The sequence below is a fragment of the Burkholderia sp. SR8 genome (assembly GCF_052851275.1).
Genome location: NZ_JAULUC010000028.1, coordinates 1 through 25990 on the forward strand (window position 1 = coordinate 1; position 25990 = coordinate 25990).

Sequence of the window (25990 nt, forward strand, 5' to 3'; positions counted from 1 at the left end):
ATCAGTCCCATCGCGAAGGAACGGTTTGCGTTCGATCCGGCGAGCAACATCATCGATCCGGTGCGGACGGCGGAGACGCCTGCGTCGCGTCCGAGCCCGGTGCGTCCGGAAAGCACGTTGCCGGTCGAGGTGCCGAAGGTGCTCGGGAACCTGCTGAAGGCGTATGCGGGGATGCACTTCGAGTACGACGCGCGCGGGAATCTGGTACGCAAGCGCACGCCTGCGGGTGAGCAGGAATACGAGTGGGACGGGTTCAACCGCTTGCTGTCCGCGCGGGTTGTCGAGACGTCGCGGCAGAGTCACGCGCGGTATTTCTATGATGCGTTCGGGCGCCGTATTGCGAAGGAGGTGAACGGCGAGCGGACGGTGTTCGGATGGGATGGTGACGCGCTGGCGTATGAGAGCGACGGCGAGCGTGGCACGCATTACCTCTACGAGCCGGGGACGTTCGTGCCGCTGGCGCAGTACGTGGCGGAACCGGTCGAGGGGATCGCGACGCCGGAGTGGAAGAGCACCGATCGCTATGTGCCGGAGGCGGATCCGCTGCAGAAGGTGCCGGAGCGGCGGGGTGAGGCGGCGGTGTTCTATTACCACTGTGACCAGATCGGTACGCCGCAGTTGCTGACCGATGGCGACGGCGACGTCGTGTGGGAAGCGTCGTATAAGGCGTGGGGCGAAGCGCGGGAGGTGATTGCGCGGGCGTCGAAAGCGGCGGGGATTGTGGCGAGGAATCCGTTGCGGTTTCAGGGGCAGCAAGTTGATGATGAGACGGGGCTCGCTTATAACCGATATCGATATTACGATCCAGAAACTGGCCGATTTACTTCGGAGGATCCTATCGGGCTCAACGGCGGGGCCAACGTTTACCAATACGCTCCGAATCCGATTGAGTGGATTGACCCTCTCGGCTTAGCTCGCATTCCGAAATCCGTTAAGGACAAGATTGCGAAAGAAAATCAGGAATTCTTCGGGAAAGGGACTTGTGAATGTTGCGGGGTTGAAGTTGTTCCAGGAAAGAAAAGTCAGCGCGGGATCACCCCGCCGACAAATGAGCGTCAATTCGATCACATCGAGCCGGATGTGCTCGGCGGAGCAAACGATGAAGACAACACGCAAGTTCTGTGTCGCAAGTGTAACAGGCGATTGTGGGATAAAATCAAGGATAATTTCAAGCGACTTAATCGCTTGGGGCGTACGCCGTGTGACAGTTAAGGATGGAATATGCGAGAGCTTAGGAAGATTATTTTTAGATTGAAGAAAGATGGAGACGGATACCCTCCAATGGAATATGAGTCTCTCTGGGGTATATTTTCGGATGATCTTTCTTGTGTGGTTGATAACGTACCGTATTACGTCTGCGGTGTGAGTAAAGGAGACACGGTAGCGGTGAAAGATGTCGACGGAGAACTCTTTGCAACGTCCGTGGTTGCACGAGGAGGCCATTCAACACTGCGAGTTTTTGCCGAGGACCCCGACACCAAAGCATCGATCATTTCCGATCTGAACTCTCTCGGAGCGCAATGTTCCGTCACGCGTGGGCTTTCTCTCTTTGCGGTTGACATTCCTTCCGAGGCTGATTTCGGAAAGATCGACGCGATGCTCGCCTCCAAATCTGATGGCGAGTATGTTGCATATGAGGACGCGTGCTTGCAACACGGGGGCGTCAGCGCCGACCGGGCACTCGAATGTGAGTCGCTCGCGTCGGTTCCTCTACGGCTGCACTAAGGATGAGTGGACTTGATGCGCCAGAAGATGCTGCGCGAGGTAGTCGGTTGTGGGGGGTTACTGCGATTCGCCTGCAGCATCTATTATCGTTACGCAGGGGTTCACGTGACAAACGATGACGGCATATCTAAAGAATATAGAGAACGTGCTGCGACTCGATGCACAGTCCCGATGCGACTATTTCGTCCGCAAGCTCGCTGACTTTGAAGTCGTCTCGGGTCTCTTTGACAAGGAGTGGGCGACTGCCCATACCGGTGCAGCGACAGTGTGCCTTTCTGGCCAGAGGAGGAGTTCGCAAGGTTAAGCGCGACTGATGAATGGCAGGGATTCCTCCCAAAGGAGATTGCTTTAGCCGATTTTCTAGAGCGATGGCTGCCGGGGATGGCGAATGATCAGCAAATTTGTGGTGTCTTTTTGGCGCCGAATGATCACGGAACACTGATGTTGCCGATGGAACTGGACAAACTGATCAGGCAGGAACTCAAGCAATACGAATAAGTATGTGGCGGCGCGGGTGGACGGAATCGTGACGTCGGAGTGTGGGTTTAAAATGAAGGTTAGATAATATGGCTCATGCGATATGCGAAAAACACGGCTCCCAACCTGCAGAGTTGGTAACCAAGAACGTGCTCGATATGATCAGGTCGGGTGCGAAGCCGGACGCAGGGACAGTGTTTCCGGTAACGTTGATTTATGAGGAGCTTGAATACCCCGGTTATGGTGTGACGGAGGACCGGGCTGTTCTTCAACGTCTTGGCGGGATGTGGGAATCGGCAGAAATGTGCAGATTTACCGACGAGCACGCGATGGAGCAGGCGATAGGGCTATTTACTGCAGTTTGTGCCAAGTGTTTGGCGGAAATACTGTGACGCTCCATGCTGAAGCGACGAAAAAGATAGAAAGCCCAAACCACAGATCTATCATCAATCAAGCTAAATCGAGTTGGGGAATTGCGGGTGGCAGCTACGTAGTCGATCGAATCAGGCGGTTTCCGGTGTGATGTGATCGGTGGTTCGCCGACCAAACCATCGGCGGCAATACCACACTGACCGCCGCCATGCTTGATCGCGTCGCGCTCGAGTTCCGCCTGCTCTAGCTCAGAGTAGGCGGTGACGGACAGAATCGGCAATGGCATGCCGATCACGTCTGATCTAACGGCTGGCTCAGTTTGACAAGAGGCAATCCAACGCGGGAAATGGGTGCGCTCTATTGAGATCCGCTTTCCTGCACGTCGCGTGACGACGGGCATCGCTCCCGCTCGTCGTACTGGGGCCCGACCGGCTCGACCGCCTCGGCAAGCGCAATGGATGACCATCCCGCGCTCGACGATGTATATCGGAGAGCTCGACCAGACAACAACCGCCGATCCGCCTCCGCCTCCGAAATTGGCATAATCACGGCTCGCTGCCGCGAGCGCTGCGACGCAGGCGCATTCGTTCCGGTGGCATCACCCGTCTTGCATCGACTTCAGCCTAGTTATAGCCGCAACACCCATGCCACCCATCCCCACGGCCACCGCCTCGCTGAAACACATCCTCGAACACCCTGGCGATTTCCACGGATGGCTCTGCCTGCCGCAGACACCCTGGACCCTCGACACAGAGGGTGCATTCATCGAAGACGCCGCCAACACCGAAGCCACCACACCACCCACCACCGCACCACAACCCGGCTGGCGCGTGACCTTGAACAGCGCGACGATCGAGGACATCGTAATCAACGCACATGACCAGGTCGACGAACCGAGCGTCGCTCAGTTGTTCGATGCATTCGTGTTCTACGTCGACAACGAAGAATTCATCCTTCTCTAAAGACACACACCACGCGCCACAGTAAAAAAGGACCGCCAAGCGGTCCTTTTTTCACGAAGCCGAAGTGCCCGAACGAAGCACTAAGCCGCAGCCCCTCAAGGCAACGAAATCGTCAAATTCGCCGACTCCGGCCCGACCTTGATCACCTGCGAATACGGCGCCAACGCCTGCAGCGTCTTGTCCTTGAGATACGTATTGAGCCCGAGATACCCGAGCAGGCCCACAAGCGCAAACACCGCCCCGATCGCCCAAACCGGCACCTCACGCTTCAACCGGTGCGCAATCTGATCCGGCAGCGGCCAATGCGGCGCAAACGCTGCGCGCTTGCCCTTCATGTGCGCGATCTCGTCGCCGAGCCGCGCAGTGAGATAAGCGAGCTTCTCCGGCCCCTCGAGCAGATACTTGCCCTGGAACCCGAGCAGCAGGCACATGTGAAACACCTCGAGCGACTGCAACCGCGCCGCGCCCTGCGCGCGACATTCCTCGAGATACTGGAAGAACTTCTCCCCCGCGAGCTGCTCGCCGAACAGCACGAGCTGCAGCGGCCGGCGCTCCCAGTCGGTGCGGATCTTGAACTGCGACGACAGCACCATCTCATCGACCGCCGCGCAATAGGCGAACTTCGCGCCATACACGTCTTCGGCCGGGATGTTCAGCTTCTTCGCGCCGCGCTCGAAATCCGACAGGAACTCCTGGATCTTCGTGCTGAATTCGCTCGCGCTGTCCGGCTCGCGGCCGTTCTTGAGCAGGAACAGCATGAAGAACCCGTCATACAGCAGATCGAGCAGCGAACGGGCCTGGAACGCGGCGTCCGTGGACGCCGGCGTATGAATGGGGGCCGGCGCGTTGTCGCCGAACAGGGAAGGCGCGTAGCTCATGATGTGACCGCGATCAGTTCGAATTTCAGGTCATTGATGCCAGTCGGCGCGTAGATCATCGCGGACTGGGCCTGCAGCATGCGTTCGTACAGCGCGCCGCGCGAATCCAGCTGGAAATAGCACGCGCCCGGCCGCACGGGAATCGCGGGCGGCACCTGCGGCGTGTACGACAGCCGCACGCCGGGCATCGCCGACAGCACGAGCTTGTCGACGTCGTCGGGCGCGCCGACCTTGAAGCGGGCCGGCACCGCATCGACGAGTTCGACGCTCGGCATGTCGGCGGACACGGCCAGATAGAACTCGGTCTTGTCGTCGATCTTGCCGGAATCGAGGCGCCCGAGATGGAACGAAGGACGCACTTCGTCGAGCGTGATCGCGAAATAGCGCGTCGAGATCACGGTGTCGAGCAGCTCGCGCAGCATCAGGTCGAGACGCGCGAAGCTCGGCCCCGGATCGTCATGGCGATACACGGGCAGGTCGGCGAGCGTATAGCCCTTCGAGAACGTCATCAACTGCCCGGCCAGGCGCAGCAGTTCCTGGAACAACCGCTCCGGATGCAGCGCCGCGTGCTGGTGCAGATGCGCGAGCGTCGCGAACGCGGCGTTCGCGGTGTGCAGCAGCCAGAACGACGCGATGTCGCCCGAGCGGAACTCGATGATGTTCTTCGACGGCTCGCGGTGGAAACCGTACAGCGCGTTGACCTTCGCCTGCAGCGCATCGACGAGCTGTCGCAGCCGCTGGTGCAGAATCGGCGACGCCTCGATCGCCAGGCACGGCGGCACGAAGCTGTCGTCGATCTCGAAGCCCGACGTCGCGGTGCGGCGCACGCGCACGAGCGGCACGGACAGCAGCTGGTCGCGCGGCTCGCTGTGCGCGATCAGCTTGACCTGCGTCTTCAGGAACGTGATGTCGGCTTCGGCAGCGTCGGTGAAGTTGTCGGCGACGCTCGTCTGCTCGCTGACGAACCGCGTCATGAAACCCGCGGCCGGATCGTCGCTGTAGTTGGTACCGTTCTCGCGCAGCGGATGCAGCGCGAGGTAGAAGATGAATTCGTTGATGCCGTCGGGCAGCGTGTCCAGCGCGATCGGCGGCGGCAGATCGTCGGCCTGCGGCGCCGCATACAGCGCGCCGTCCGGGAACACGAGCGCGAGTTCGGCCACGCGCAGCACGTTGCTGCCGAGCGCATCGCGGTCGATGCGCACCGAACGCACGCCCCAGTTGTACGGCTGGATCGCCTGGATCGATTCGAACAGGCGCGCCTCGTGATAGGCGTCCTGCCGCTGGAAATGTTGAGGCCGGAGGAACAGCCCTTCCCCCCAAAGCACCTTGGCCGAATAACTCATGTCAAATCCGGTTAATGTGGCGTTGCGATGTAATCGATTTGGTCGTGCCCGAATTAATCGCCAATTTGTTAACTCTTGTTAATTGACATTCGTGCGTCATGTTTAACCGCAGGTGACCGACGACAGCATATTCAGCGGTTGCGAAGGCGCGCCCTGTTGCGGTGCGATGACGGTGCCGTCGGTGACGGTCATCGCGCAATTATGCAGGCCGATGATTATGCCGGATTTCTCCGACTTCGCCGGGTCGAACGTCAGTTTCCATCGCTGGATCGCGGGATCGCGGAACAGCGCGACGATGCCGAATGCCTGCGCTTCGCGCGAAACCTTTTCGGTTGCCGTATAGCGCTGGCCCGGAATCAGCGTGATTTCACGCACGTTCAGCAGATCGGCGCCCAGCGCGGCCTTTTCCTTGGTCGGATCGGTGAACGCGTCGAACGGCGCCTGCTGGAACGAAGTCGGATCCTTCAGCGCGTAGAGTCTCACCACTAATGCGAGCGGCTTGCGATCGTTCGCGGCGTTCAGGTTGGGCGCGGCAGCGAGCGTGAGCCCGATGTTGCGCGGCGGCTTCTGCGCGTCGGGCAACTCGGGCTTGCCGACGCCGGCCGCCTGCATCACGGCGCTCGCGGCAGAGCCGAGCAACGGGGCGGCCGCGCATCCGGCCAGGAGCGCGCAGGCAATCAGCGGCAGCGCAAAGCGAATCATGGACGATCTCATCGTGTTTCCGGCGTGCCGCCTTTAACTCCCCTGTCAAAACTGCCGGGTATTTCCGCGTCGAACGCGAATGCCCGGCTTATCTGCCGTTCAACTATTAAGCACGTGTGCGGTGCGTCGCGTCTTCGGAAATTTTTTCCGTCGGCCGGCCCGGGCGCAGCAGAGCAAGTAAAACTTGCGCATTCCGGTCGGCCGGAATGCCGCCGCCAAGCGGCTTCCAGACGCGTTTCGACGGGGTAGCGCACGGTTTTAAAGGGAATTACTCTGCACGCAGCGATTGAATTATGAAAAATTGATCGGTACTATACCCGCGCGCTTCGTGCAAAGCAAAAGAACCAGATTCTCAACGATTTTAATACTCACGCGCCGGTGGATATAACGATGAAAGACCGTCTCTTCGCAAAACTTTCTGGGGTAGTGCTGGCTTGCGGCGTGATCGCCGGTTGTGCGAGCCAGCCGCCGGCGCCGCCGACCGCCGAGGTGTTCAACAAGTCGCTGGCCGATGCGGACGCCGTCGCGAAGGCGGGTGACCAGGACAAGGCGCTCGGCCTGTACCAGCAGCTCGCGAAGTCGGACCCGACGCGCGAGGAACCGTGGTCGCGCATCGCACAGATCCAGTTTGCACAGAACCACTACGGCCAGGCGATCGTCGCCGCGCAGGAAGCGCTGCAGCGCGATGCGACTGACCGCCAGGCGAAGAGCGTGCTCGCCGTCGCGGGCCTGCGGATCGCGACGCAGTCGCTCGGCGAACTGCGTCAGGACGCGTCGCTCGCGGGCGACGCGAAGTCGGACGCGCAGGCACTCGCGAAGCAGCTGCGCGACACGCTCGGCGAATCGGCGCTGTTCCCGCCCGAGCAGCGCGCGGTGAAGGCGCGTACGGCGCGCCGCACGGTTCATCGTCCGAAGACGAGCGCGGCACCGGCCGCCGAAGCAGCAACGACCGCGCCGGCTGCCACGCCGCAGGCCGCGGCGCCGCAAAAGGGTGGCGCCGACCCGTTCAGCGCGCTGCGCTGACCGCAGAACTGACGCGATAACCACAACTAACCTGGGAGCCGTCGAGATGGCCAAGAAAGAAAGCATTCAGAAGAGCTTGCAGAAAATACGGCCGCCCCGCGTCCAGCTGACCTACGAGGTCGAAAAGGGCGATGCGATCGAGGTGAAGGAACTGCCGTTCGTCGTCGGGGTCGTCGGCGATCTGGCGGGCCAGTCGGAAGTCGAGCAGCCGAAGCTGCGCGACCGCAAGTTCGTCAACATCGACCGCGACAACTTCGACGACGTGATGAAGGCGATCGAGCCGCGCGCCGCGTTCCAGGTGGAAAACCGCCTGAGCCCGGAAGGCGGCAAGTTCGCGGTCGACCTGAAGTTCCGTTCGCTGTCGGGTTTCAGCCCGGACGAAGTCGTCGAACAGGTCGAGCCGCTGCGCCGCCTGCTCGAGGCGCGCTCGAAGCTCGCCGACCTGCGCAACAAGCTCGCAGGCAACGACAAGCTCGAGGATCTGCTGTCCGAGGTGCTGAAGAACACGCAGCAGCTGCAGGAGCTCGCGAAGGGCACGGGCGGCGACAAAGACGGCGAATGACGACGGAGTGTTGAGATGAACCAGCAAACGGCTGCGGCCCAAGCGAGCGGCGCGGAATACGCCGCCGGGACTTCGCTGCTCGACGAGATCGTCGAGAAGAGCAAGGTCGCGAAATCCGATTCCGAGCATGCGCGCGCGAAGGACCTGATCGGCGAGCTCGTGCACCAGGTGCTCGACGGCACGGTGATCGTGTCGGACAACCTGTCGGCGACGATCGACGCGCGCGTCGCGGAGCTCGACCGGCTGATCTCCACGCAGCTGTCCGCGGTGATGCACGCGCCGGAATTCCAGCGTCTGGAAAGCACCTGGCGCGGGCTGGACTACCTGGTCAAGGAAAGCAACACGGGCCAGACGATCAAGATCAAGGCGCTGCACGCACCGAAGCGCGACCTCGTGCGCGACTTCAAGGGCGCGAGCGAGTTCGACCAGAGCGCGCTGTTCAAGAAGGTCTACGAAGAGGAATTCGGCACGTTCGGCGGCTCGCCATTCGGTGCGCTGATCGGCGATTACGAGATCTCGCGCCAGCCGGAGGACCTGTACTTCATCGAGCAGATGTCGCACGTCGCGGCGGCCGCGCACGCGCCGTTCATCGCGTCGGCGTCGCCGGAGCTGCTCGGCCTCGAGTCGTTCTCGGACCTCGGCAAGCCGCGCGATCTCGCGAAGGTGTTCGACACGGTCGAATATGCGAAGTGGAAGTCGTTCCGCGATTCCGAGGATTCGCGCTACGTCGGGCTGACGCTGCCGCGCTTCCTCGGCCGCCTGCCGTTCAATCCGAAGGACGGCCAGACCGCGGAGCGCTTCAACTTCGTCGAGGACGTCGACGGCACCGAACACGACAAATACCTGTGGTGCAACGCCGCGTGGGCGTTCGCCGCGCGGCTGACGGCCGCATTCGACGACTTCGGCTGGTGCGCGGCGATCCGCGGCGTCGAAGGCGGCGGCCTCGTCGAGGATCTGCCGACCCACACGTTCAAGACCGACGACGGTGAAATCGCGCTGAAGTGCCCGACCGAGATCGCGATCACCGACCGCCGCGAGAAGGAGCTGAGCGATCTCGGCTTCATCCCGCTCGTGCATTGCAAGAATTCCGATTACGCCGCGTTCTTCGCTGCGCAGTCGGTGCAGAAAGCGAAAAAATACAGCACCGACAGCGCAAACGCGAACGCCGTCCTGTCCGCGCAGCTGCAGTACATCTTCTCGGTATCGCGCGTCGCGCACTACCTGAAGGCGATGATGCGGGACAAGATCGGCAGCTTCGCATCGGCGCAGAACGTGGAAACATTCCTCAACCGGTGGATTTCGCAGTACGTCCTGCTCGACGACAACGCGACGCAGGAGCAGAAGGCGCAATTCCCGCTGCGCGAGGCTTCCATACAAGTGTCGGAGATTCCGGGCAAGCCGGGCTCGTATCGTTCGGTCGCGTTCCTGCGTCCGCACTTCCAGCTCGACGAACTCTCGATTTCTCTGCGACTTGTCGCTGATCTGCCCAAATCGGCAAATTCATAAGCGAGCAGAATCGCCCGGGCGGGCCGCCTGGGTAGGACGTTAAAACCACCTCTTTGGGGAGTAGAAGGACCATGCTACACATTCACTTGCAGTTTGGCAGTCCCGCAATCAAGGGCGAGTCCGCGGACAAGGACCATCAGGGCTGGCTCGAGCTGAAGTCGTGGGACCACTCGATCGTTCAGCCGCGCTCGGCAACGGCGTCGTCGGCCGGCGGCCTGACGCAAACGCGCTGCGAACACGGCGACATGGTGTTCTCGAAGGAAATCGATTCGTCGAGCCCGCTGCTGTATCAGCACGCTTCGGGCGGCACGACGTTCGATGAAGTGACGATCCACTTCTCGCGCGCGGACGGCGAAGGCAAGCGCGTGCAGTATCTGGAAGTCAAGCTGAAGTACGTGATCATCTCGAGCATCGCGCCGAGCGTCCGCGAGGAAGGCCTGCCGATCGAGACGTTCTCGCTGAAGTACGCAGCGGTGCAGTGGAAGCAGACGCAGCAGAAGATCGGCGGCAACCAGGGCGGCAACACGCAAGGCGCCTGGAGCCTGACGAAGAACGACAAGACCTACGCGGTCTAAGGTCGGTCGCGGCAACGGGGCGCTCGGCGTCCCGTTGCCGTTTTCGCTGTGCAGGCCGGCTGATGAAAAGATTCGAACCCAGTTTTCTCGACAAGCTGTTCGACGACGAACCGCACCTGCCGGCCACCGCCGCGATGCGGCAATTGTCGCTGGACGAGCTGAAGAACACGGTCGCCCGCGACGTCGAGGCGATCCTCAACACCCGTATCGCGCACACCGAAATCGAGCTCGAGGCGCTGCCGGAATGCCAGAAGTCGGTGCTGACCTACGGGCTGAACGATTTCGCGGGGCTGAGCCTCGCGAGTCACTACGACCGCGCATTCATCTGCAAGTCGATCCAGCAGGCCATCGCGCGCCACGAGCCGCGGCTGCAGCAGGTCCAGGTGACGTTCGAGCTGAACGAGCAGTCGACCAACGCGCTTTACTTCGCGATCCAGGCGCTGCTCGTCGTGCATCCGGCCGAGGAGCCGGTGAGTTTCGACGCGATGCTGCAGCCGTCGACGCTGCAGTATTCGGTCACGCGCGCACGCGCGGCCCGAATGCTGTGAATCAAGCCGCCGAGCGGGCCGGACCGCCCGGTGGTGGAACAGGGTCCGGCAGGAAATATTGAGGTTCGGGGTCGTCGATGGAAGAATTGCTGCCGTATTACGAGCGCGAATTATCGTTTTTGCGGCGCTATTCGCGGGATTTCGCCGAACGCTATCCGAAGATCGCGGCGCGGCTCGCGCTGTCCGGCGAACATTGCGAGGATCCGCACGTCGAGCGGATGATCGAATCGTTCGCGCTGCTCGGCGCACGCATCAACAAGAAGCTCGACGACGACTACCCGGAATTCACCGAAGCGCTGCTGGAAGTGCTGTATCCGCACTACCTGCGGCCGTTCCCGTCGTGCTCGATCGCGCAGTTCACGCCGGCGTCGCCCGGCCAGCAGACCGAACCGGTCGTGATCGAGCGCGGCACCGAGCTGAAGAGCCGGCCGATCCGCGGCGTGCAGTGCCGGTTCCGCACCGCGTACGACGTGACGCTCGCGCCGATCCGCGTGTCGGAAGCGCGCTATACGCCGGTCGCGCTCGCGCCGAGCGCGACGGTGCTGCCGTCCAACGCGACGGGCGTGATCTCGATCACGTTCGAATCGCTCGCCGCGCAGCTCGATCTCGGCGCGCTGAAGCTGCCGACGCTGCGCGCGCATCTGCACGGCGAGCAGTCGTTCGTCGCCGCGCTGACCGACTGCCTGTTCGTCAACGTGCTCGGCGCGTACGTCGAACCCGAGCGCAACGGCCGCTGGACCGCGCTGAGCAAGCTGCCGATCGCGCAGGCCGGCTTCGGCGAGGACGACGCGCTGATCGATTACCCGGCGAAGTCGCACCCCGCGTATCGGCTGCTCACCGAGTACTTCGCATTCCCCGACAAATTCGATTTCGTCGATTTCGACGTCGCGGCGATCGCGCGCGCGGCCGGCCGCTGCCAGCGCGCGACGCTGCATCTGGTGCTGCAGGACGTGCGCAGCGATTCGCACGTCGCGCGGCTGCTCGAACTGCTGACGGCGAGCCACTTCCGGCTGTTCTGCACGCCGATCGTCAACCTGTTCCGCCAGCACGGCGAGCCGATCCGGATCACGCACCGCGCGGTGTCGTATCCGGTGATCGCCGAGGCGCGCCGCGCGTTCGCGTACGACGTGTACTCGATCGACTCGGTGAAGCTTGTCAGGCAGCAGGCGCACGAAGAGTCGGTGATCGAGTTCCGGCCGTTCTATTCGTTGCATCACGGCGAAGCGGCGCGGATCGGCCATTACTGGTTCGCACGCCGCAACGACTGGGTCGCGCAGAAAAGCCCCGGCTACGAAACCGAGATCTCGATCGTCGACATCGACTTCGAGCCGACCTCGCCGCAGACCGACACGCTGAGCCTCGACCTCACCTGCACGAACCGCGACCTGCCCGCGATGCTCGCGTTCGGGCTCGAAGGCGGCGACCTGTTCCAGGAAGGCGGCGCGCAGACGAGCGGCATCTCGATGCTGCGGCGCCCGACGCAGAGCGTGCGCTTCGAGCGCGGCCGCGCCGCGCACTGGCGGCTCGTGTCGCACCTCGCGCTGAACCACGTGTCGCTCGTCGCGCACGGGCTCGCGCCGCTGAAGGAAATGCTGACGCTGTACGACCTGCGGCGCACCGCCGTGTCGATGCGCCAGATCGACGGCCTCGTCGGCGTCGAGCAGCGCGGCGCCGTGCAGTGGCTGCCCGGCAAGCCGTTCGCGACCTTCGTGCGCGGCATCGAGGTGCGCCTCACGATCGACGAGGAACACTTCGTCGGCGCGAGCCTCGCGTCGTTCGTGCGCGTGCTCGACAGCTTCTTCGGGCTGTACGTCCATCTCAACAGTTTCGTTCAATTGGTCGTCGTGTCGAAGCGCACCGGCGAGGAGATCATTCGATGCAAGCCCCGAACCGGCGAATCGATCCTGGCGTAGTCGACGCGCTGCTCGACGAGCCGCACCGCTTCGAGTTCTTCCAGGCGGTGCGCGTGCTCGAGGGGCTGTTCGCGCGGCAGGCGTCGGATGCGCCCGGCGCGTGGCGGCAGGGCGACGTCGTCGCGCAGCGCATCGAATTCCGCAACACGCTGTCGCTCGGCTTCCCGCCGAGCGAAATCGAGCGCGCGCGCTCGTTCGACGACGACGGCACGCTGCTCGATTCGGGCGACGAGCGCGGCGCCGCGCTCGCGGCCGGCGAGCTCGGCCGCGTCGAGCTGACGCCCGCGTTCTTCGGGCTGCTCGGCGGGCAGGGCGCGCTACCGCTGCACTACACCGAGCAGATCGTCGCGCGCGAGCACCTGAAGCGCGACCACGCGGCACGCGCGTTCTTCGACGTGTTCTCGAACCGCGCGACCGCGCTGTTCTACGCGGCGTGGAAGAAATACCGGCTGCCGTTTCATTACGAACTCGACCGCGACGAGCGCTATCTGCCGCTGTTGCTCGCGATCGCCGGCGTGCCGAGCGACGAGGTGCGCGACAGCCTCGCGGCCGGCGCGGGCGGCGTGCTCGACGAGGCGGTCGCCGGCTACGCGCTTGCCGCGCGGCACCGGCCGATGTCGGCCGCGTACCTGCAGCGCACGCTGTCCGACTACTTCCGCGTGCCGGTGAAGATCGACCAGTTCGTCGGCAAATGGTACGACGTGCCGCCCGACCAGCTGAGCGTGCTCGGCGAGGTCAACGCGGTGCTCGGCGCGACGGCGCTCGTCGGCGAGCGCGTGTGGCAGCGCGACATGCGCGCGCGGATCGTGATCGGCCCGTTGTCGAAGCGCGATTACGAAGCATTCCTGCCCGGCGGCGCGCAGGCCGTCGCGCTCGAACGGATGCTGACGCTGCTCGCCGGCGTCACGCTCGAGTACGAGGTCAAGCTCGTGCTGAAGCGCACCGAGGTCGGCGCGAGCGTGCTCGGCGCGGGCTCGCGGCTCGGCTGGGACGCCTTCCTCTGCACGCGCGACGCGGATGAGGACCGGTCCGACGCGCGCTACGAACTGCACGTGATTCACTGATTCCGAACGACAACAAAGACGCAAACGAACCTGAGATCGACGCCATGAGCACGCCTCTGAAGACCCTGATCACGAAACTGAATCCGCTGTGCCGGCATGCGACCGAGCGTGCGGCGAGCGCGTGCCTGGCGCGCGGCCATTACGAGGTCGATCTGGAGCATCTGTTCCTCGCGCTGCTCGACGAAGCGACGGGCGACCTGCCGCTCGCGCTGCGCGCGAGCCGCGTCGATCCGCATGCGCTGCGTGCCGATCTCGAGCGCGAACTCACGCGCCTGAAGACCGGCAACACGCGCACGCCGGTGTTCTCCGTGCATCTGATCGCGCTGTTCGAACAGGCGTGGCTGATCGCGTCGCTCGATTCGCAGCTCGGCCGCATTCGCTCGGGGCATCTGCTGCTCGCGCTGCTGACCGCGCCGGATCTCGCGCAGTTCGCGCAGCGCATGTCGCCGCAGTTCGCCGAAATGAACGTGACGGACCTGAAGCACAAGTTCGACGAAGTCATGGCCGGTTCGAGCGAAGCCGAGCCGCGCCAGCCCGATGCGGAAGGCAGCGACGTTGCACCAGGCGCCGACGGCGCCGCACCCGCGGCCGGCCCGTCGAAGACGCCCGCGCTCGATACGTACACGACCAATCTCACGCAACGTGCACGCGACGGCAAGATCGATCCGGTGATCGGCCGTGAAGCCGAGATCCGCCAGGCGATCGACATCCTGATGCGCCGCCGCCAGAACAACCCGATCATGACCGGCGAGGCCGGCGTCGGCAAAACGGCGGTCGTCGAGGGCCTCGCGCTGCGGATCGCGGCAGACGACGTGCCGCCGCCGCTGCGCGGCGTCGCGCTGCACGTGCTCGACATGGGGCTGCTGCAGGCCGGCGCGAGCGTGAAGGGCGAGTTCGAGAACCGGCTGAAGAGCGTGATCGACGAGGTAAAGAAGAGCGCGCATCCGATCATCCTGTTCATCGACGAGGCGCACACGATCATCGGCGCGGGCGGCCAGGCCGGCCAGAACGACGCGGCGAACCTGTTGAAGCCGGCGCTCGCGCGCGGCGAGCTGCGTACGATCGCCGCGACGACGTGGAGCGAATACAAGAAGTACTTCGAGAAGGATGCGGCGCTCGCGCGGCGCTTCCAGGTCGTGAAGGTCGAGGAGCCGAGCGAGCCGCTCGCGGCCGCGATGCTGCGCGGGATGTCAGGCCTGATGGAGAAGCACTTCAACGTGCGGATCCTCGACGATGCGATCACCGAGGCCGTGCGCCTGTCGCATCGCTACATCAGCGGCCGCCAGTTGCCGGACAAGGCGATCAGCGTGCTCGACACCGCGTGCGCGAAGGTCGCGCTCGCGCACAGCGCGACGCCGGCGGCGATCGACGACACGAAGAAGCGCATCGAGCGCATCGATGCGGAAATCGCGTCGCTCGAACGCGAAGCGGCAGGCGGCGCGGCGCACGACGAGCGGCTCGGCGAGCTGCGCGGCGCGCGCGACACGGCGCTCGCGCAATTGCGCGACGACGAAGCGCGCTATGAAGCCGAGCGTGCGATCGTCGCGGAGATCGCCGAACTGCGCGAGACGCTCGACAACGCGCGCGGCCCGTCGCAGGACGGCGAGCCGGTCGACGTGCCGGCCACGCGCGAGAAGCTCGCCGAGCGCGTCGCGGCGCTGCATGCGTTGCAGGGCGGCGAGCCGATGGTGCCGCTGCAGGTCGACGGCCACGTCGTCGCCGAGATCGTCGCCGCATGGACGGGCATTCCGCTCGGCCGGATGGTGAAGGACGAAATCGATACCGTCATGAACCTGCAGCCGCTGCTCGCCGCGCGCGTGATCGGCCAGGATCACGCGCTCGAAGCGATCGCGCAGCGCGTGCGCACCGCGACCGCGAACCTCGAGGATCCGAACAAGCCGCGCGGCGTGTTCATGTTCGTCGGGCCGTCGGGCGTCGGCAAGACCGAGACGGCGCTCGCGCTGGCCGACATCCTGTACGGCGGCGAGCGCAAGATGGTCACGATCAACATGAGCGAGTACCAGGAAGCGCACAGCGTGTCCGGCCTGAAGGGGTCGCCGCCCGGCTACGTCGGCTACGGCGAGGGCGGCGTGCTGACCGAGGCCGTGCGCCGCAATCCGTATTCCGTCGTGCTGCTCGACGAAGTCGAGAAGGCGCATCCGGACGTGCTCGAGATGTTCTTCCAGGTGTTCGACAAGGGCACGATGGACGACGCCGAAGGGCGCGAGATCGACTTCCGCAACACGCTGATCATCCTGACGTCGAACGTCGGGTCGGCCGCCGTGATGCAGGCGTGCCTGAACAAGCCGGCCGACGAACTGCCCGATCCCGATGCGCTCGCCGACGCGCTGCGCCCGCAACTGTACAAGACCTTCAAGCCGGCGTTCCTCGGCCGGATGAAGGTCGTCCCGTACTACCCGATTTCCGACGACGTGCTGGCCGAGATCATCGAGCTGAAGCTCGAACGGATCCGCCGCCGCATCGACGCGAACCACAAGGCCGCGTTCGAGTGGGACGAATCGCTCGTCGATGCCGTGCTCGCGCGCTGCACCGAGGTCGATTCGGGCGCCCGCAACGTCGACCATATCCTGAACGGCACGCTGCTGCCGGAGATCGCGGGCCACGTGCTCGGCCGGATCGCCGACGGCGCGGCGATCGCGCGCATCGCGGTGCGCGCGGACGAGGCCGGCGAATTCGCCTATACGGTCGAATGAGCCCCCGCACGCGACATCTCATGCATCAACGGATTCACTGAACCATGCCGATCAATCTCCCCGAGCTGCTGACGCCGATCAGCGACGCATCGCCCAGCGGCGACGACCTGCTGTTCTCGAACGAATTCGACGCGATCCAGGAAGCGCGGCGCCACGACGATCCGACGCTCGACCAGGGCGAGTGGGTGACCGAGATCAAGGAGGCCGACTGGGGCTTCGTCGTCGATCACGCGGGCGAGCTGCTGCGCACGCGCACCAAGGATCTGCGGCTCGCCGTGTGGCTGACCGAGGCGCTCGCGCTCGAGGACGGCATCACCGGCCTCACCGAAGGCTACGCGCTGTTGGAAGGCCTGTGCCGCGACTACTGGGACACCGTGCATCCGTTGCCGGAGGGCGACGACGTCGAATACCGGCTCGGCAACGTTGCGTGGCTGTCCGGGCGTACCGCCGAGCTGCTGCGCGGCATTGCGGTGACGGACGGTTCGTCGACCGCATTTACCACGCTCGACTGGGAAGTTGCGCAGCACGTCGCGCAGGCCGTGAAGCGCGACCCCGATCACGCCGACGACATCGCGCGCGGCAAGCCTTCGGTCGAGCAGGTCGACGCGTCGCGGCGCGTGACGCCGATCGCGTTCTACGCGACGTTGCTCGCGAACCTGAAGGCGTTCGAATTCGCACTCGACGCGTTCGAGGAGCGGCTCGTCGAACGCGCGGGCGATTCCGCGCCCAGCTTCCGCCAGGCCCGCGACGCGTTCGAGACCGTGTACCGGCTCGTCGAGCGCTTTGCGCGCGAGCAGGGCTATACCGGCAGCGCGCCGCATGCGCCGTCGGCGCCGACGGCGCAGCCCGAGCGGGTCGAGCCGAGCTTCGGCGACGCGTTCAATCAACAGGAGACCCATGTGCAGCCGCAGACCGCTCCGCGTCCGCCGGTCACGCAGATGATCGCCGGCATCCAGAACCGTGCGCAGGCCGTCGACCAGCTGCGTGCGGTCGCGCGTTACTTCCGCCAGACCGAGCCGCACAGCCCCGTCGCGTATCTCGCGGACAAGGCCGCCGAGTGGGCCGACATGCCGCTGCACAAGTGGCTCGAGAGTGTCGTGAAGGACGATGGATCGCTGTCGCATATCCGCGAGCTGCTTGGGGTGAGGCCCGACGAGCAGTCGTGAGCGATCGAGTTATGACCTGAGAGCGCGGGCCCGGCGGGCTCGCGATGAACGAGAAGAAGGGTGACGCATGAACGTGACCGAACTGGTGCAGGCGATCCGCGGTGGCCTGATTCAGCAGGACCGCCTGCTGAAGACGGACATCCCGTCGCTGCCGAACAATGCGCTCGTGCCGCGCCGCGCGGTAACGCGCGCCGAGCTCGGCCGCGATTTCAGCGTGGTGCTCGATCTCGTGTCGACCGCGAGCGACGTCGAGCTCAAGACGCTGATCGCGCAGCCGATCACGCTGTGGATCCAGCAGGCGGACAAGTCGTATCTGCCGATCAACGGTTACATCCACACGGCACGGCGGCTCGGCGCCGACGGCAGCCTGTCGAGCTACCAGCTGAGCTTCGCATCGTGGATGCATTTCCTCAGGTTTCGCAGCGACATGCGGTACTGGCAGGACCAGCCCGCCGACGCGATCCTCGCCGACGTGTTCGACATGCATCCGCAGGCCCGCGGCCAATACCGGTTCGCGCTGTCGAAACCGTTGCCGTCCCGGTCGTACTGTCGGCAGAGCGAAACCGACTGGAACTTCGTGCATCGGCTGATGGAGGACGAAGGGCTGTTCGGTTTCTGGCGGCACGGTGAAGACGGGAAGACGCATACATTCGTCATCACCGACGATTTGCATGCGGTCGACGCGCTGTCGCCGAATACCGTGTCGTTCGACCGGTCGGGCAGCGGCACCGAAACGGCCGGTTTCACGCAGTGGACCGCATCGCGAACGCTGCAGAGCACGCAACACACGACGCGCACGTTCGACTACAAGTCGCCGTCGTCCGCAGGCAATCCGAACGGCACGTCGCTGCCGACGAAGGCAGGCCAGGGCGACCTGCCGGCGCAGGCGGAAATCTACGAATACACCGGCGCGTACACGTATCCCGGCCAGGACCGCGGCGAACAGCTGTCGAAGATTCGTCTCGAGGAGTGGGAGTCGCGCGCGAAGCGCTTCTTCGGCGTGGGCGGCGTGCGCGGTATCGACGCAGGCCGGCGCTTCACGCTGACCGACCATCCCGAACACGACCGCGATGCGGCGAGCGAACGCGAATTCGCGGCCATCGGCGTCACGCGGTACATCGAGAACAATCTGCCGGTCTCGGACCACGAAGCGAATTTCCCGCATAGCCTGCAGGAACAACTGGCGCAGGTGAAGGCCGGTCATGGCGAGGCGGCGGCGTTCGAAGTCGGCCATGACGACGGCTCGGCCGGGTTCTATCTCGTCGAGGTCGAGGCCCAGCGCGCGAGCGTGCCGTATCGCAGCCCGTTCGAGCATCGCAAGCCGGCGATGCAGCTCGAGACGGCGATCGTCGTCGGGCCGAAGGGCGAGGAGGTCTACACCGACGCGCTGAACCGGATCAAGGTCATGTTCGTCTGGGACCGGCAGAGCGAAGGCCGCGAGACCGCATCGTGCTGGATGCGCGTCGTGCAGTCGGATACCGGCGGCGGTTACGGCGCGGTGCACATTCCGCGCGTCGGCGAGGAAGTGCTGATCGGCTACATCGGCGGCGACTGCGATCGGCCGATCGTCATGCACCGCGTATACAACGGTGCTGCCAAGCCGCAATGGCATAGCGACGGCATCCTGTCGGGCTTCCGGTCGAAGGAGTATGCGGGATCGGGGCACAACGAGATGGTGCTCGACGATGCGACCGGGCAGAACCGCGCGCGCCTGTTCAGCAGCAGCGCGAATTCGCTGCTTCATCTCGGTTATCTGATCGAGCAGAACGGCAATACGCGCGGCGCGTATCTCGGTTCAGGTTTCGATCTGCGTACCGATGCGTACGGTGCGATGCGTGCGGGCCAAGGCCTGTACGTGACGACGCATCCGAAGCAGGCGAACAGCCAGCCGCTCGACGTCAGCGAGGCCAAGCAGCAGCTTGCCAATGCCGAAGGGCTGATCGAGTCGATGTCGCAGGTCAGCGAGATGCATCAGGCCGAGAGTCTCGGCACCGGGCGCGATGCGCTGAAGCAGTTTGCGGATGCGACGCAGAACAGCGTGGCGGGGGCGACGGCGGGAGGCGGCAGGACCGGCGGCGGCGGGACGGGGAACGCGAACGCGTTCAAGGAACCGGTGATGCTGTTCGCGAGCCCGGCGGGGATCGGGGTGGCGTCGCAGCAAAGTACGCACATTGCCGCGGATCGGCACGTCAATGTCGTGAGCGGTCAAAGCACGCACGTCGCCAGCGGCAAATCGCTGGTGGCGAGTGTCAAGGAGAAGCTCAGCCTGTTTGCGCAGAACGCGGGGATGAAGCTTTTCGCCGGGAAAGGCGCGGTCGAGATACAGGCACAGAACGACAACGTCGAGATGATCGCGCAGAAGGCGGTGAAGCTACTGTCCGCGACCGCAACGATCGAAGGCGTCGCGAAGGAGGAGATTCTGCTGACGTCGGGCGGTGCGTATGTCCGCATCAAGGGCGGCAACATCGAGATTCATGCGCCCGGCAAGATCGACGTGAAGGGCGGGCAGCACGCGTTCAGCGGGCCGACGAGCATGCACAAGACGTTCAAGGCGGAAGGCAAGAAGGCAGATATGCGGATTCGCTATGTGGATGCCGATGGCAATGTGCCGCATGGCGAGCCGATCAAGCTCACGACCGAGGACGGGACCGAGCATAGCGTTGCGCTGGACGCGGAAGGTCGTGCGGAACTGAAGGACATCGATTTTGACGAGTTCGTGGCCAGTCAGGTCAAGCGGATGGGGGAGTGAACATGGGTGGCAAGGCGCTTGTTCAACATAACGTTTGTATTGATCTGCCAGGGGAGCCGGTCAAGTGCGCTGCCGAGACAGAGTTGACGGTGCTGTTGCGCAAGCATCGGGACGTGGTGTTCGACATCAAGCTTCATCCAGGGGCGACGTATACCGTCACCACGACACATCCTGATCGGCCCACTGGGCGCTTTTATGACACCAAGCGGAAAGCGAATGTCGGCAGGACGACCTTCAAGGATGGGGAACCATGCCACATCTGGCTCGGCCGTACTTTCGAAGGAAGTTTAATTCTTACACAGGGCGAGAAAGTACTCGGACGTTATCCGATTAGCAAGCTCGATTGCACGAAGGGTTGCACAGACGATCCGAAGGACAAGCCCGCCCCCATGCTGATCATTCTGCACAATAACCAGAGTCTCGCGAAAGAATTGAGCGCGGTCGCGAACGTGTCCCCTGAGGCTCAACATTCTGCGACATCGATACCGTCAAGTGGGAAAGGTTCCATAGGACTCGGCAATGCCGGGGCGAGGTTACTCAATCCTTCGCAATATGCATCGGCGCCGGTACCATTTTCGGAAGCTAAAGCAACCCGGTCGAGAGACGTATTGCCTACGGTCCATGCGTTCAAAATCAAACAGACCAGTGGGTCGATGGTTCCTCCTGAACTCATCGCGTTCTTTGCGAGCGGGGCGGAGTCATTCAAATGGGATCCGCTCGACACGCTTTCCAGAAATTTCCTTACTGCCCAAATTGCAGGCGGACTAGCGTATGGATGGGATACGTTCGGGCCAAATGGTCCATTGAAGAGATTCTGGAATCGGGTGTTTATCATCGTCCGGAACTCAAATGGGGAATTCACGATGTTCTTCCAGACTTCCAGGAAGGAAAGGGATCTGTTGGGCTTTCTTCTGACTACGTATCGGGCTAGATCGAATGACGTGCAGGTCATGACGCTATTGGGCGGGACGGGATCTCTCTCATCGGGTACGCGTGCAACTTGGGAGGCAGCGAACGCCGCGATCAATCTTAAGACGATGACCGGAAGGGCGATGGGGTTTGCCATCGCCATGGATACAATGGCGTGGATGCAAGACTACGAAACGATAGACAAGAATGGCAAGAGGAAGCAGGATTTTGCGAACCTGCTTGCGACAATCGGGATCGATGTAGCGCAGATGTGGCTTGCGACCGTTGCAGCAACCGCGACGATTTCGTTTGTCTTCGCTGGCGGGGCCATGGTTGCTGGTGCGGCTATTACAGCGCCGGTTTGGATGATCGCAGTGGGAGCCGTCCTGATCACATGGACTTTTAGTTACATCGTCGCTGCGCCGTTTAATCAAAAGGACGAGAACGAGCAAAAGATTGGTGATCATTTTGCCAACGTGATTCGCCGAGTCGGCGCTTTTCTGGAGCAACAGTTGGCGAAAGATTATCCGGCAACCTACTCCGAGTCGAAATGGGAGGTTTTTCCAATGGGAGCGATACCTTGAGGCAGGCTGAGCGGGAACATTTATATGATGGTGGTCCCAAAGTGCAAGGTAGAACGAGAATCGATGATCATGCCAAGCTTGCAATGATTTGTGGGGTTCTTGGTCTTGTTCCATTGGCACTTTACTGGATTGCATTCAAAGCATTTCGTTCCTCGAGCCTTCCCTGGAAAATTGCTTTGGCGGTCGAACTGATCTGTCCGATAGTCGTCTATACACACTATCTACTGAATCGTCGCACGAAGCGATTGTATTGGGAGGGCGTCGCGGCTCTCTTCGGAGCATTGCCAATCTGGATGGTCATGGGGTCCCATTGGCTATTCTATTTCGGCTTTGCTCCGATTCCGACTCGAATTCGTGCAACCACGCTTTTGTTTTGTATTGGTGTCACCGTGATTTCGATGGTGGTGACTTGGAAAAATTATCGACGTGCGACAGAGCAACTAGGCTTGATGCGGCAGATGATCGTTGTTGAGCCGGATACGATCGTATTTCCCGATGCGTTGGATCGTGGCGTCTCAATGTTTCGGCGCTCATGGCATTGGCTGCCGGCTCCCCCTATTTGGCTGATTTCGCTGATCGGCTCGGTCGGGACAGCATATGCCATGTTCGCGGGCCGTTTGTATGAAATATCGGGTGGCCCGCACATACTGTTTATTATGCTCTCCATCATCGGTTTTCCGTTTTCTTGTCTCATAATCGGGCATTTTTTTGTGCGGCTGGCATATTTCCACATTTATCTGCCACTCAAGCTGGAGCGTGAAACCGGAAAAAGGGTCATTCTTGGCCCGTAACCGGGTGGTCATTCGTGACGGGTGGCGCGGGGTATGTCTCTGAACCGCCCGCCTTGAAGCAAGAAACATCAGAGATTGGGCCGGTGGCTATTTGCTGGGAGACAGATTTCGGCAAATACGTCACCTTGGCGCTACCGTGAGGACGACGGGGTTTAGACTAGTCGATATGAAATCGGACGTTGACGACGGCTCGCCGATAGATTTGCACAGAAGTGTGGCGGTGATCGGATTGGCGATCGGGATGCTTGTGGCGGGTATCTATTACGTATTCTCGCAGCTAGGTGTGGTGACGCCCTGGCTATGGAAGGTGATGGTGATCGCACAGTGCTTCGTGTCGATTGCGTTGTATGTCCATTATCTGATGAATCGGCAGTCGCGAAGACTCTGGGTCGAAGGCATCGTCTCAATGATGGCGCTGGTTCCATGGTTGATGATTGCATTCATTTGGTTGTTCTATGTGTCGTATATTCTGATGCCTGCGTTCCTGAAGGTTTCGGTGGTGCTGGTGTGCTTCGCCATTATCGCGTGGCATGCAATCATGATTCTTTCGGATTTTCGGCGCGCCGCGAAGAAAGATGAGGTATTGAATACGATTTATCACGACGATGGCAATAATCTGATTCTGCGTCATTCGTGTGGTGGCTACATTGATCACTTGACGTCGAGGACTCCATTGAAAGGGGCGTTGATGTCGGCGGTCGCGTATTTGATTCCTTTTGCCGCGGCGATCGGATCGAATACGAACCATATCGCAGGCGAAATCGTTGGGCCGCACGTGTTGTGCATAATATTGTCGCTCCTCGGATTTCCGATGTCGGTCTCAATCATCGGTAATTTCTATGTGCGAAATTTATTTTTTCGAGTGTATTTGCCCCTGAAGCTCGAGGGACAGACCGGCAAGAAGGTCATTCTCAGACAATGACCGGCGACTCGTCACTCATCGAGATCTTTCAATTTGCGATTCGCTTGGCACAAACCTGCTCGGAAAATGCATGACTGGAATCGACCGACTGCAGCCAACTGAACCGACGGAGCGAAGCGCCATACGCGAACGGTACCGCGCAATTTTTAAAGCGAATTTAGTCGCCAGTGCTTTCCTGATGGGGTGTACGTATGTGCTCGGAACGCCGCTGTTTCTGGACGATTCGCTCCCGTTGAAGATCGCCGCTGGAGTGGTGCTGTTCACCGTCGTCGGCCAAGCGACCGCGTGGCGAGCGGATGGCGGGCGTGGGCGCCTGTGGCTGTACGGGGTCACCATGGTCCTCGTATGCTGCTCGGTCTATTGCTTGATCGCGGGCATCTCGTGGATGTTCTATTTTGCGTCCGTGCCGATACCGTCGACGATTCGCACCACGTGCGTTGCTGCTGCGGTGTCGGGAACCGTTCTCTGGACGATCATGACAGCTCGCCAGGTATCCGGCGTGGTCGGAAAATCGGAGTTCATCACGCATGCATTCAGGGATGCCGGCAGCGAGATTCAGTACAGCCTGTCCGCAATGCAGCAGTTGGGCGCGTTCTCGGACCCTCGCGGCCTGATCGTCCGGATCGGTCAGGGGCTCGTCGTGTTTGCCGTGCCCGCCGTATTCGTCGCGGCGCAGATATGGACGGCGCTGCCGACGTCTTCGGATTGGCTGTTGTTCTCCACGGTGCTGCTGACACCGTGCGCGCAGCTTCTCGCCGGCCTTGCCGTCACGAGCAGCCTGTTGATGATTGGCATGCCGCTCCGGCTGGAACGCATACACGGGAAACCGGTCGTCCTGACCAATGATTGAAGTAGTGAGGCTGCCAGTCGGCGATGGCGCGACTGCAGTCGCGCGAGGGCGTAGCGGTGCGGCGTGGTGACACGCCGTCCGCATCACGAACCACTGACACGCTTTCGTGCTCGCCGCGCCTTTCGTTTCACCGCGTGCTTCGGGCGATCCTCGATCCACGGCAGCAGCGCAATGCCCACCGCACACAGCATGAATCCGGCGACCAGGGCGAACAGACCGAATCCGATTTCACGTACCCATGCTCCGCCCACAACCGCTTCGTTGCGCCGGGCAATGCCTGGAAACATAGGCGAAACGCGCAGATCATCGTTCGCGGCCGCGCTGCAATACGTCTTCGTGAACGCGGCGAATTGTTCGCGGCTGATAATCGAGGCGGCCGAACGCGAATACACCGGCGACCCGGCGGGCTGCCACGTCGTCTCGTACTGCCGCGTCTGTCCCATGTCATAGCGGAATGCGGCGCGCGCCTCCCATGTCGCATCGGATTTGCCGTATCGCAGAGACAACTCGCATCGCTCGACAACGGCACGGACATGAGGCCACGCGCGAGCGCGAACTAGGATGGCGGAATTGATCGTGCCGGTCATACCCACCAGCACGAAGACAGCCCCGACGACCAGAAGAATGGCCGACCACAAGCAGCGCATTGCGTATGTCACTGGAATGGCTGAATGCAGTCGTCCCCTAATCCCCGTCTACTGCCCCACCCGAAACTCGATCCGCCGATTCCTGGCCCGCCCCTCAGCCGTATCGTTCGGCGCAATCGGCTGATCCGGCCCGACCCCGGTAGTGGTCATCTGCTGCGGCGGAATGCTCTTCGTGATCAGATACCCCTTCACCGCATCCGCGCGCGCCTGGCTCAGCGCGATGTTCGACGTCCGGTTCCCCGAGTTGTCGGTATGTCCGATGATGTCGACCGTGCGGTTCTGCAGCTTCGACAGCGCGGCCGCCATCTGATCGAGAATCTGCTTGCCTTGCGGCGTGAGCGTCGCGCTGCCGGTCTCGAACTCGATCGTGCGATTGGCGAGCGTCTGGTCGAGCAGCCCCTGCTCGGACGCCGACACGCGCAGCCCGTTCTTGATCGTATACGTCGGGTTCAGCGTGTTCGCCATGTCGCTTGCGAGCTGCTGGCGCTGCGCCTCGTTGTGCACCTCGCCCTTCATCTCGATCTGCGTGCCGTTGATCTTCAGCTGACCCTTGCTGATCTGCTTGAGCTGCGCACCGAGCAGCTTCTGCACGTTCGCGCTCCAGTTCGGCGGCGTCGCGACGTCGCCGACCTCGATCTGGTCGACCACGTTCGCCGCGCCGTAGGTGTCGCGCAGCTTCTGCAGCACCGCGGCCTTCGTCGCCTCGTCGGGCACCTTGCCGCCGACCACCACCTGGCCGGGCGTCGCGTTCGCGGGCGGCGGCGTGATCGTGCCGGCCGTGCCGTGCATCACCGTGCCGGACGCCGTGCCCGGCGCGGCACCGGCGTTCGGCGTAGCGGGCAGCGCGGCGGTCGCGACCGTGCCGTTACCGACCGGCGTGACCGTCGCGCCGCCCGTGTTCTGCGCGCAGGCCGCGCCGTTGCCGAAAAGGCCGGCGGCGAGAAGAGCGGCGACGAAGGGCGAGAAGCGCGACAAGCGCATGCGCCGGACATGAATCGTGCGTTGCAT

The 25990-nt window shown here is 62.6% G+C and carries 24 protein-coding genes; 18 read left to right on the forward strand and 6 right to left on the reverse strand.

The genetic code is table 11. The annotated features are described in order from the left end of the window. The 3 genes from Q3A80_RS26910 to Q3A80_RS26920 form a co-directional block, all read left to right on the forward strand. Positions 1–1212, forward strand: a 1212-nt coding sequence (locus tag Q3A80_RS26910) for an RHS repeat-associated core domain-containing protein (protein ID WP_446331857.1), incomplete at its 5' end; no start/stop codon positions are given. A 69-nt stretch (positions 1213–1281) separates the two neighbouring features. Beyond that, positions 1282–1725: a DUF4265 domain-containing protein gene (locus Q3A80_RS26915; RefSeq protein ID WP_446331858.1), complete on the forward strand. Its 444-nt coding sequence runs from the start codon at positions 1282–1284 to the stop codon at positions 1723–1725. A gap of 267 nt (positions 1726–1992) precedes the next feature. Then, complete coding sequence (locus Q3A80_RS26920; RefSeq protein ID WP_446331859.1) at positions 1993–2223, forward strand: DUF2750 domain-containing protein; 231 nt, start codon at positions 1993–1995, stop codon at positions 2221–2223. 247 nt (positions 2224–2470) lie between these two features. On the opposite strand, the gene Q3A80_RS26925 is transcribed toward Q3A80_RS26920, so the two are convergent. After that, complete coding sequence (locus tag Q3A80_RS26925) at positions 2471–2860, reverse strand: hypothetical protein (protein ID WP_446331860.1); 390 nt, start codon at positions 2858–2860, stop codon at positions 2471–2473. A gap of 358 nt (positions 2861–3218) precedes the next feature. Between Q3A80_RS26925 and Q3A80_RS26930 the strand changes: the two genes are divergently transcribed. Further along, positions 3219–3536, forward strand: coding sequence for a DUF7716 domain-containing protein (locus tag Q3A80_RS26930; RefSeq protein ID WP_446331861.1), 318 nt, complete (start codon positions 3219–3221; stop codon positions 3534–3536). Between the two features lie 95 nt (positions 3537–3631). Here Q3A80_RS26930 and icmH read toward each other — a convergent pair whose 3' ends face one another. The 3 genes from icmH to tssJ form a co-directional block, all read right to left on the reverse strand. Beyond that, the gene (icmH, locus tag Q3A80_RS26935; RefSeq protein ID WP_446331862.1) at positions 3632–4414 is read right to left on the reverse strand and encodes a type IVB secretion system protein IcmH/DotU; all 783 of its coding nucleotides are present in this window, start codon (positions 4412–4414) and stop codon (positions 3632–3634) included. Beyond that, complete coding sequence (tssK, locus tag Q3A80_RS26940; RefSeq protein ID WP_446331863.1) at positions 4411–5757, reverse strand: type VI secretion system baseplate subunit TssK; 1347 nt, start codon at positions 5755–5757, stop codon at positions 4411–4413. The genes icmH and tssK overlap by 4 nt, the downstream gene beginning before the upstream one ends. A gap of 102 nt (positions 5758–5859) precedes the next feature. Then, a complete protein-coding gene (tssJ, locus tag Q3A80_RS26945) occupies positions 5860–6471 on the reverse strand; it encodes a type VI secretion system lipoprotein TssJ (RefSeq protein WP_446331864.1) in 612 nt (203 codons plus the stop codon). 378 nt (positions 6472–6849) lie between these two features. Here tssJ and Q3A80_RS26950 point away from each other — a divergent pair, with 378 nt between their 5' ends. The 14 genes from Q3A80_RS26950 (at position 6850) to Q3A80_RS27015 (ending at position 24335) form a co-directional block, all read left to right on the forward strand. Further along, entirely contained in the window at positions 6850–7482 is a 633-nt protein-coding gene (locus Q3A80_RS26950) for a tetratricopeptide repeat protein (RefSeq protein ID WP_446331865.1), read from the forward strand. 46 nt (positions 7483–7528) lie between these two features. Then, entirely contained in the window at positions 7529–8044 is a 516-nt protein-coding gene (gene tssB, locus Q3A80_RS26955; RefSeq protein ID WP_446331866.1) for a type VI secretion system contractile sheath small subunit, read from the forward strand. A 15-nt stretch (positions 8045–8059) separates the two neighbouring features. Next, on the forward strand, positions 8060–9550 hold the full coding sequence (gene tssC / locus Q3A80_RS26960; protein ID WP_446331867.1) for a type VI secretion system contractile sheath large subunit: 1491 nt from the start codon (positions 8060–8062) through the stop codon (positions 9548–9550). 71 nt (positions 9551–9621) lie between these two features. After that, the gene (locus Q3A80_RS26965; protein ID WP_446331868.1) at positions 9622–10125 is read left to right on the forward strand and encodes an Hcp family type VI secretion system effector; all 504 of its coding nucleotides are present in this window, start codon (positions 9622–9624) and stop codon (positions 10123–10125) included. A gap of 62 nt (positions 10126–10187) precedes the next feature. Next, positions 10188–10673 carry a type VI secretion system baseplate subunit TssE gene (gene tssE, locus Q3A80_RS26970; RefSeq protein ID WP_446331869.1) on the forward strand — a complete coding sequence of 162 codons (486 nt, stop codon included), beginning with the start codon at positions 10188–10190 and terminating at the stop codon, positions 10671–10673. 77 nt (positions 10674–10750) lie between these two features. Then, positions 10751–12586: a type VI secretion system baseplate subunit TssF gene (tssF, locus tag Q3A80_RS26975; RefSeq protein WP_446331870.1), complete on the forward strand. Its 1836-nt coding sequence runs from the start codon at positions 10751–10753 to the stop codon at positions 12584–12586. After that, the gene (tssG, locus tag Q3A80_RS26980; RefSeq protein ID WP_446331871.1) at positions 12550–13650 is read left to right on the forward strand and encodes a type VI secretion system baseplate subunit TssG; all 1101 of its coding nucleotides are present in this window, start codon (positions 12550–12552) and stop codon (positions 13648–13650) included. Before tssF ends, tssG begins: the two co-directional genes overlap by 37 nt. Before the next feature lie 44 nt (positions 13651–13694). Continuing rightward, positions 13695–16364, forward strand: a complete 2670-nt coding sequence (tssH, locus tag Q3A80_RS26985; RefSeq protein ID WP_446331872.1) for a type VI secretion system ATPase TssH — start codon at positions 13695–13697, stop codon at positions 16362–16364. A gap of 44 nt (positions 16365–16408) precedes the next feature. Beyond that, entirely contained in the window at positions 16409–17530 is a 1122-nt protein-coding gene (gene tssA / locus Q3A80_RS26990) for a type VI secretion system protein TssA (RefSeq protein WP_446331873.1), read from the forward strand. Between the two features lie 67 nt (positions 17531–17597). After that, a complete protein-coding gene (locus tag Q3A80_RS26995; RefSeq protein WP_446331874.1) occupies positions 17598–20279 on the forward strand; it encodes a type VI secretion system Vgr family protein in 2682 nt (893 codons plus the stop codon). 2 nt (positions 20280–20281) lie between these two features. Continuing rightward, positions 20282–21772, forward strand: a complete 1491-nt coding sequence (locus Q3A80_RS27000; protein ID WP_446331875.1) for a hypothetical protein — start codon at positions 20282–20284, stop codon at positions 21770–21772. Beyond that, entirely contained in the window at positions 21739–22563 is an 825-nt protein-coding gene (locus tag Q3A80_RS27005) for a hypothetical protein (protein ID WP_446331876.1), read from the forward strand. The genes Q3A80_RS27000 and Q3A80_RS27005 overlap by 34 nt, the downstream gene beginning before the upstream one ends. A gap of 166 nt (positions 22564–22729) precedes the next feature. After that, positions 22730–23485, forward strand: coding sequence for a hypothetical protein (locus Q3A80_RS27010; protein ID WP_446331877.1), 756 nt, complete (start codon positions 22730–22732; stop codon positions 23483–23485). Positions 23486–23555: 70 nt separating this feature from the next. Then, entirely contained in the window at positions 23556–24335 is a 780-nt protein-coding gene (locus Q3A80_RS27015; RefSeq protein WP_446331878.1) for a hypothetical protein, read from the forward strand. 83 nt (positions 24336–24418) lie between these two features. On the opposite strand, the gene Q3A80_RS27020 is transcribed toward Q3A80_RS27015, so the two are convergent. Beyond that, positions 24419–24982: a DUF3592 domain-containing protein gene (locus Q3A80_RS27020; protein ID WP_446331879.1), complete on the reverse strand. Its 564-nt coding sequence runs from the start codon at positions 24980–24982 to the stop codon at positions 24419–24421. A gap of 48 nt (positions 24983–25030) precedes the next feature. Continuing rightward, positions 25031–25990 (reverse strand): OmpA family protein, encoded by a 960-nt coding sequence (locus Q3A80_RS27025; protein ID WP_446331880.1) that lies wholly within the window; start codon positions 25988–25990, stop codon positions 25031–25033.

What these genes read in the sequence shown, in the direction of transcription:
- tssB (WP_446331866.1), top strand. Translation starts at nt 7,529, where the DNA reads ATGGCCAAGAAAGAAAGCATTCAGAAGAGCTTGCAGAAAATACGGCCG.
- Q3A80_RS26995 (WP_446331874.1), top strand. Translation starts at nt 17,598, where the DNA reads ATGAACGTGACCGAACTGGTGCAGGCGATCCGCGGTGGCCTGATTCAG.
- Q3A80_RS26950 (WP_446331865.1), top strand. Translation starts at nt 6,850, where the DNA reads ATGAAAGACCGTCTCTTCGCAAAACTTTCTGGGGTAGTGCTGGCTTGC.
- icmH (WP_446331862.1), bottom strand. Translation starts at nt 4,414, where the DNA reads ATGAGCTACGCGCCTTCCCTGTTCGGCGACAACGCGCCGGCCCCCATT.
- tssA (WP_446331873.1), top strand. Translation starts at nt 16,409, where the DNA reads ATGCCGATCAATCTCCCCGAGCTGCTGACGCCGATCAGCGACGCATCG.
- tssH (WP_446331872.1), top strand. Translation starts at nt 13,695, where the DNA reads ATGAGCACGCCTCTGAAGACCCTGATCACGAAACTGAATCCGCTGTGC.
- tssJ (WP_446331864.1), bottom strand. Translation starts at nt 6,471, where the DNA reads ATGAGATCGTCCATGATTCGCTTTGCGCTGCCGCTGATTGCCTGCGCG.
- Q3A80_RS27025 (WP_446331880.1), bottom strand. Translation starts at nt 25,990, where the DNA reads ATGCAACGCACGATTCATGTCCGGCGCATGCGCTTGTCGCGCTTCTCG.
- tssG (WP_446331871.1), top strand. Translation starts at nt 12,550, where the DNA reads ATGCAAGCCCCGAACCGGCGAATCGATCCTGGCGTAGTCGACGCGCTG.
- tssK (WP_446331863.1), bottom strand. Translation starts at nt 5,757, where the DNA reads ATGAGTTATTCGGCCAAGGTGCTTTGGGGGGAAGGGCTGTTCCTCCGG.
- Q3A80_RS27000 (WP_446331875.1), top strand. Translation starts at nt 20,282, where the DNA reads ATGGGTGGCAAGGCGCTTGTTCAACATAACGTTTGTATTGATCTGCCA.
- Q3A80_RS26930 (WP_446331861.1), top strand. Translation starts at nt 3,219, where the DNA reads ATGCCACCCATCCCCACGGCCACCGCCTCGCTGAAACACATCCTCGAA.
- Q3A80_RS26915 (WP_446331858.1), top strand. Translation starts at nt 1,282, where the DNA reads ATGGAATATGAGTCTCTCTGGGGTATATTTTCGGATGATCTTTCTTGT.
- tssF (WP_446331870.1), top strand. Translation starts at nt 10,751, where the DNA reads ATGGAAGAATTGCTGCCGTATTACGAGCGCGAATTATCGTTTTTGCGG.
- Q3A80_RS27020 (WP_446331879.1), bottom strand. Translation starts at nt 24,982, where the DNA reads ATGCGCTGCTTGTGGTCGGCCATTCTTCTGGTCGTCGGGGCTGTCTTC.
- Q3A80_RS27010 (WP_446331877.1), top strand. Translation starts at nt 22,730, where the DNA reads ATGAAATCGGACGTTGACGACGGCTCGCCGATAGATTTGCACAGAAGT.
- Q3A80_RS27015 (WP_446331878.1), top strand. Translation starts at nt 23,556, where the DNA reads ATGACTGGAATCGACCGACTGCAGCCAACTGAACCGACGGAGCGAAGC.
- Q3A80_RS26925 (WP_446331860.1), bottom strand. Translation starts at nt 2,860, where the DNA reads ATGCCATTGCCGATTCTGTCCGTCACCGCCTACTCTGAGCTAGAGCAG.
- tssC (WP_446331867.1), top strand. Translation starts at nt 8,060, where the DNA reads ATGAACCAGCAAACGGCTGCGGCCCAAGCGAGCGGCGCGGAATACGCC.
- Q3A80_RS27005 (WP_446331876.1), top strand. Translation starts at nt 21,739, where the DNA reads ATGGGAGGTTTTTCCAATGGGAGCGATACCTTGAGGCAGGCTGAGCGG.
- Q3A80_RS26965 (WP_446331868.1), top strand. Translation starts at nt 9,622, where the DNA reads ATGCTACACATTCACTTGCAGTTTGGCAGTCCCGCAATCAAGGGCGAG.
- tssE (WP_446331869.1), top strand. Translation starts at nt 10,188, where the DNA reads ATGAAAAGATTCGAACCCAGTTTTCTCGACAAGCTGTTCGACGACGAA.